General features: G+C 60.7%; 1 protein-coding gene. It reads left to right on the forward strand.

Annotation, left to right across the window (positions count from 1 at the left end):
• Positions 1-7,866, forward strand: a 7,866-nt coding sequence (locus Q1J43_RS10010) for a polymorphic toxin-type HINT domain-containing protein (RefSeq protein ID WP_301102356.1), incomplete at both ends; no start/stop codon positions are given.

Consider the following 7,866-nt stretch of genomic DNA (forward strand, 5'->3'; position numbering starts at 1 on the left):
GACACCCCGGCCAGCACCGTCCATGCCCCGCTCACGCTCGCCACCCTCGATCCGCACACCCTGGCCAACGGGGTCTGGCAAGTCCGCCTTACCGCCTGGGATCTGCAGGGGCGCACGCGTGAGCTCGAGGCGCGTCTGATTATTGATAGCATCGACAAAGCACCGGCACAAGCCACTGTCACCGACGCGCTATACACACTCGGCGGCCACGACCTGGCGCTCACCCGGCGGCTCACGGCGCAGGCGTCAAGCCGCACCGACTTTGGCAACTGGCGCTTCCCGCTGCTTGATACCGGCCTGACCAGCGATCAGCCGACGATACTTGAGTCGGGGATTACGGCGCCGTGGAGCGAGGGCGCCCGGGTCTGGCTGACCGTTCCCGAGAGTCTCTCAGTAGCCAACGCCGGGATGCTTTCGCTAGCCTTCACGCTGGGCACCGCCAGCGAGCGGCTTGGCGCCGACGCGGCTGCCACGCTAGTTTGGCGCCCCGTCTTCACCAACAGCCAGGGCTGGACGCTCGAAGCCCATGCCAGCGCAGAAGGGGAACGAGGCGACACCCTGACCCGTCAGGGCAGCCGTCTTTATAATCAAATCACCGGCCTGCCCTGGGTGCCTGCCGTCTATACCCTCACTGCGCCGGACGGCACGCATTACAGCCTCAATGCGCAAGGCCAGATCCAAGGTATCGAATTTACCGACGGCGCCCAATGGTTCGTCTCCGACGCTGGCATTGCCGCCAGCGACGTTAGCGGCAACCCCGCCGAACGTCTCGACTTAATCCGTGATTCCCAGGGGCGCATCGCCCGCATCACCGGCGTTCAGCAAGGGCAAAGTTTCGCTGAAAGCACTCTTTATCGTTACGACGAAAAGGATCGCCTGGTCCTCGTGCGCGAACTTAACGCCATGGGCAACGGTATGCCTTATGGCTACGATACCAACGACCAACTCCTCACCGACACGCTCATCGCCAACCTTGGCGCGCCGGCGAGTTGGCTGGCCGGCAGCGGCGCCTGGAGCGGTGAAGTCACGGGCCAGGCCACGCTCGGCCTGACTATTCGCGACAGCGAAATCGCCTCGACCGTCAAAGTCCCCGGCGCCCAGGGCGCACTGATCCTCGCCATCACGCTCACTGAGGGCATGACGCTTGACTGCGTCGGCGGCCAGGTACTCGGCAGCAGCCAAAATAGCGGCACGCGCACCACGCTGATGCGCATCACCGAAAGCGGCTTGAAACTCCTGCGCATCACCGGCAGCGGCCCGGCCGAGGTCAGCGTCAGCGTCGCTGGCGATCTTAACCATGACGGCGCCATCGACGGCGCCGACGCCGCGCTGTGGCAAGCCGCCGCCAGCGATGTGAATGGTGACGGCCTCGCCAACGCCAACGACCGCCAGATCCTCTTTGCCAACACCGGCTACCGCGCCAACCGCGCGCCGACAGCCGGCACCTTGCCCACCCTCAAAACCCACACCGACCTGGCCAATAGCACGACCTTGGCCGGTATCGCTGAAGACAGCGAGGGCGATACCGTCTTCTGGCAAATCCTGGGCGCCACGCACGGCAGCGCCAGATTCAGCGCCGACGGGCAGCACCTCATCTTCAAACCCGAAGCCGGCTACGTCGGTGAAGCCAAGATCACCGTCCAGGCCGACGACGGCTATACCGCCAGCGCACCGATGGAACTGACCGTCAATGTTAGTGGGGCGAAGCTTCTGAACCTTCACCTCGAACGTATCGCCGTATTGGCCACCGGCGGATCGAACTCTTTGCGCATCACCGGAGATTTTGAAGATCAGCAAGGCGTCGCGCTGGATACCGACTACGTTCATTTCCAATCGGACGATCCTGCAACCGTCGCACTTGATGCCCGTGGCCATGTACTGGGAAAGAAGACGGGAATTACGCTCGTGACGTACAGTTCCCATGGCATCATCGGTGCGAACGCGATTCAGGTGGCTGAACAGCCCCGGGCGCCCGTTACCGACGAATTCGGGAACGAGCTGGACCTCTTCCCCAACAGCCTGAGTCTTGCTGCCGGCATCGGTCAGCGCCAGATCGATGTCCACGCGATCATCAATGCGTGGACATCCGGAACCAATCTTACTGGGCAAGCGGATCTTCAGTATTTCGTCAGTGACGCAACCGTCGCCTCGGTTTCGGCCGATGGGTTGATCAAGGCCAAAGCGACAGGCCTCGCGACAATCACGGTGATTCAGGGCGCCCGGCAGGGAAGCATCGAGCTGCGCGTGGTCCAGCCGGTCGTCGGTCCGCTCGAAGTGACGGCCGCGCAAGGCGGGGTGACGCAGGATAGCGACGGCAATACCCTGATGATTGGTGCCGGAGTACTGCCAGCCGATGTGACCGCCTCGATTAATTCGGTCGACCTCGATACTCTGGGGATGCGTCCGCCCGCTCAAGGCGTATTGCAGACTCTCGGCGCGGTGCTAATCGACATCGGCGGACTCAAGATTAGTCAGCCGATGCAACTCGCCCTCAAGGTTACGGGAGAGGCTCTGGAGGCAGGGACTAAAGTGTTGTTCTGGCGCCGAGGCGAAATCACGCTGGCTGATGGAACAACGGAGCAGACCTGGTGGCTGGTCGACGATGGCGTCATTGGTGACGATGGATTGGCACATACCGCCAGCCCGCCCTACAGTGGCCCCTTGGTTGACGGCTGCTACGCGCTGACTTCCGCGCCAAAAATCGACGCCGATACTGGCGATTTCTCGGTCGATGGGCACGTAATAAACGTCGACGCCATCTATGGCCGGCAGGCGCAAATTGCGCTGGCAACAACCGTCGGGGCGCTGGCCGGCGGCTGGGGAGGCGCGGCGATGGCCTATATCGCCGGCCAGGCGATCTACTCGTCGCAGGAAATCACCGCCTTTGCCTACAACTTCGCTGGCACCTATCAGCGCACCGTGCCGGCCAGCGCCGTGACGCCGGACTTCTTCCGGGATTTCCCGGCCGCGCCGATTCCGGAAGGTGATACGAGGCCAGCCATCACCAGCATGCGCTACGATCCCGACACGCTTAGCCTGAAACTTACCGTCAACAATGCCTTGCCCGAAGGGCAGGCCCCCGGAAACTTCGTCTGGGAGGTCTGGCTGGAACCGCGGGGAAGCCAATTGACGGACTATACCTATAGCATGCCGGTGCACGGACTCCTTTGGCAGAGATTTGACACAACGCTGCAAGCTGACGGTTCGCTGCAAGTGGTTCTGCCCGCCGGGGTGGCGTTGTCGCAACACATTGTGTCGGTGACGCGGCGCATTCTCGTGCCGGACGGCAGCGGAGTTCGTCAGCCGGGCGCTGCCCAGGCCAGCGAGGCCATCGAAGCCTGGACCGACGGTACCGACAAGAGCATCGCCGTGACCCGTGACGGGATCAAAATCTACGTCCCGTCTGCTGCGGGCTCTGTGGGACCGATTGCTTTTGTCGCCGACCTCAAGAAGGACGAGCGAGGAAACACGCTTGAGCTGGCTGAGGGATCGAGCCAGGGCGTCGCCTACAGCGAAGACGGTACCTTGGCCTACGTTGCCGGCCGTCTGGGCCGGATTTATGTGGTCGACCTGATGATCAATAAGGTTGTCGAGACGGTCCAGATGAAAGAGGTTGGCGGCGCCATCAATGCGCTTGCCGTCAGCGGAGACTGGCTCTACGTTGCCAAGGGAAGCGGCTTGTCGCGCATTTGCGTTGATCAGCTGAGCACCAATTTTCATGAAATCGAGCAGTCCATCATTCTTCCGGGATATGAAAGCGTTTTCAACTTCGTAGGACTGGCGATCAACAATGATAGCTACCTGGGAGTTACCGCCTTCCAAGCCACCGGTGCGTCAGCCGGATTTGTTGCGTTTGTAGACCTCAACCAGATACGCGCCGATGGGAAGGTTGCGCCCACCGCCGTGGCCGTTGTGGACGGGACGCGTTATCCTCGAAGCGGCATGGGCAAGACCCCGGTTTACCTTGCGAGCGGTCCAGAATCCGGGCAGTTCGTGCTCTGCAATCGGGGCGATCTGGACCGGGGGCTGGTGGCGATCACCCTGAAATTCGATGACAGCGGCCAGATCAATGCGGCTACTACGATGGACATTCAGTCGGCACTCCTGAGCGGTAACGTGCCCAATACCTACCGGGGCTACGATGCGGCAGCAGAACGCAGTATCTGGGATCGGATGAAGACCTACCATGAGGACATCCAGGCTGCCTCCGGCGCCGTCGTTGTTAAGTATGACGGACAGGAATATGCCATTGTTTCCGACTTCAATCTCTGGTTCAACGATCCCCTTGTATCGCAAAACCTCAACGACGTTCCCCATACCCAGATCGGCGGCAAGGTCGGGGTTATTCAAAACCCCTTCGGCCGCAACGGCCAACCGCCCGTCTACTTGGGGGCCACAACGCCCATCGTCGGCAGCGCGGTACGTCGGCTTTCCTTGGCGGCAGACGGTACTCTCTATGCGGACGTCTGGAATTACGAACCAAACCTCGACGCGCAGGCTCCCATGAGCTTCTCGCTCTATACCTGGAACGCCCCGCGTTTGATCCAGGGCGCTTTGGCCGACTACGCCCGGGATTCCCAGCGCACCTATCCGCTGGACCGCGACCTGCCGTCGGACCCTTACTCCTCCCAGCCGGCGCCGCTGAATCCCGAGTTGATACCAAATCGCTACGACGACATCGGCAACGGAGAGACTTTCAAGGGCTGGATCAACCTCGGCAACTACCAGGAGCCCGGCATGTCGCCGGCTTTTGGCAAGACCGCCGTGCGTGCGCCGAAAATCGTGATCTCTCCCAAGGAGCCCGTAGTTTCACTCACTGCCGGGCTGGATGGGCTCGGCTACTACGTAGTCGGGGGAATCAATCTCCTCACCGGTGGTTACATGGAACGTGCCGATCAGCGGATGTTCAAGTACCACAATGACCAGTTGAGCTATGACCAGATGGTCTATGACGATCTGATCGATTTCGCCGCCACGAGCGGCGCCTTCGTGATCAGCGGCGGGGTGGCCACCGGGGTTGCCATCAGGCTGACGGAAAAGGGCTTTAACACCTTCGCGGCCCTGTCCGGGGCTGGTGCGGCGATGGGCTACACCTTTGACATGGTGGAGCAAGCCGGGGCCAACCTCATCTATATCGCCAGTGACGGCGCGGATGGGCGCGAGGGATTGGACTTCGCATCGCTTGCCTTGGCTACCTTAGGCGGCGCGGCGACTGGCGGCGTTTTTGCCGTGGCGGGCCAGGCCTTTGGCTGGCTGGCGAACAAGGTGCTGGCGAAAACGGCGGCACGGGCGGCGGAAACGAGAAGCGGCAGTCTGGATCACGACAACCTACCCGAGATCACCGGCAAAGCCGAGGTCAGCGTGGGCGATTTACTCAAGTTCACCACCCCCTCTGCGCGCACCATGACACTTGAGGAAGTGGAACGGTGGTTCCAGGCTGAAATGGCCAAGCTGGGCACGATGGTCGATGCCAATCTGTCCTTGAAATTGCAAGTCGAGGAAGCGTACGCGCTCAAGGAGCAACTACTCGCGGGTGCGAAGGTGGCCTTGAAGTACCCGGGAGACATTGATCTGTTCGGAAGCTGGCATTCGACGCCACCGCTGGAGCGTCTCAAGAGCGAGTTGGCCAGAGAATTTTCCGGCGATGAACTCTACACGCAGTTGCTAAAGAAGATCACGGCCTTGGATGAGGTTGAACGCATCGTGATGCGGGGGGACGGCTTCAAGACGATTCGGCGGACTGACTTGCAGGCGGTGTGTTTTGATGGCGAGACAAAAGTCATTGTCGAAAACGGCGAACACGAGGAGATCCAATACATTGACGTGGGCCAGATGGTGCTCTCCCGTTGCGAAAAGACCGGCGAAATGGCCTACCGCAAAGTGATTCGGAACATCTATCGGGAATCGGTTCCGACCTATGAAATTTTTATGCATGGGCACAACAAAGAGGGCGACTACTACGTATCCGCGCCGATCATAGCCACGGCGGAGCACCCCTTCTGGGTGAAGGGCAAGGGCTGGGTTCCGTTGAGCGCACTGCAAGCTGGTGATGCCCTGGAGAGCTGCCGTAACATTGAAGTTCTTGTCAAGGAGGTCAGACTCTTCAATCGCCAATCCTGTGTTTACAACCTGGAAGTGGAAGGATTCAACACCTTCTTCCTGGCTCAGAACGGCGTGTGGGTGCATAACTGCAACGACACGAAAACCAAGGTATGGGAATTGCTTCCCCAGATGGGGAGTACGGCCCGTGTGCTGGAGAACGCCCTCCTCGACGGAGTAAGTGTCACCCCGAACCGGGCGGTGCTGGAGGATCAACTCGCGGTGGAGGTGGTTCCTAAAAAGAAGATTGTTCTTCGCTCAACGCTGGCGGAACTGGACTTTACCAACGCCTTGCGCAGAGCCGGAAAGGACAGCACGTACTTACCCGCAGTGGACTTGGATCAGACAGTAACAGCAGCGGAAGCGATGAGGAACAGGCTCGGCAAGCTCACGGATCCAAACCAGCCGTGGGATTTCACAACCAACCCGGTGCGGGGCAACCCCGACATACTGGTGGATGGAGGCATCATCATTGACATTTACACGCCCTGGTTACATGAGGATGGGACCAGGGCACTGAAGGGCGTGCTCGTCACAAAAAGCACAAAACAGGCCTCCGCGGTCGGCATCCGGCTGACGGAGGCCACAGCGCCAAAGACCTCGGTCGCTGACATCATTCGGTTCGCGGAAAATGCCTACAAGCTCGCCGACGACTCAGCGACACTGCCGCCCGGCCTGCGTGATCTATACATCCTCGACCAGAACGATCGGTTGTTCCATGTCAAGTTTCCCAGCACTCCGGAGAACACGCCGGTTTATGGCCAGATCGACCTGGCCACGGGCAAAACATTCCGTCTTGATAGACAACCGGCTCCGGGACAGACCTTCCTGAACCGACCAGCGGACCAAAAGGTCGACACCCAGGGTTCGGCGCTCGGTATTGCCCCGCTTGCGCAGGACGACATCGTTACCGTCCTCGCTACCGCCCGACAATACTGGATAGACGCGGGAATGCCTTCTGCGTTGCCGGTCGATTTAAGCGTCGGCATTGGCACGCTGCCCGTCGGCGTAGCCGCCGAAACACTCGGACATCAAATCACGCTCTCCGTCGACGGTGCCGGATGGGGTTGGTACGCAGACTCGACACCCTCGCTTCAAGAGGAGTTTTTACCGACCGCACACCCAACGGATTTCATCGCCGCTTTGGGAAGTGCCGCCGAAGGCAAGCTGGACTTGCTAACCGTACTGATCCACGAATTGGGCCATGTGGCGGGTTTGGGGCATGCCAGTAGCGAAAGTGAAGCCATGTCGCAAGTCGTATCTCCGGGCACCCGACGTTTGCCTAGCGCGGGTGACCTGGCCACGCTACAGATGCGACTTGCCGTTCCACCATCCGTCGATCTCGCTGCACAGACCCATGAGGCTCCCGTACGCATGGTTTTACGTACGCCGTTGCCATCATCGGCAGCGCATGACATGGCGCAATACGAAATTGTCGCCAACCCTACTCTGGACAACCCACAATTTGACGGCGCCCTGGGCTGGACCACCACGGGCGAAGTCAGCTTCGCCGATGGCGCCGCCACGCTCACCGAGAGCGCGACCAGCCAGACCCGTCTGAACCAGGTCTTCGTCCTTGGCCAGTACGACCACACCCTAAGCTTCACCGTGGTCAACGCCAGCCTGGGCGACCAGGTGGGCGGCCCGGATGACGCCTTCGAAGTCGCGCTGATCGACGCCAACAGCGGCCATTCGCTGCTTTCCGGCACTGGCCTCACGCACAGCGACGCCATCATCAACCGGCAAGCCAACGGCAGCGAGCACGAC

Source organism: Propionivibrio sp. (genome assembly GCF_029255185.1).
In the GTDB taxonomy this organism is placed as follows: Bacteria; Pseudomonadota; Gammaproteobacteria; order Burkholderiales; family Rhodocyclaceae; genus Propionivibrio.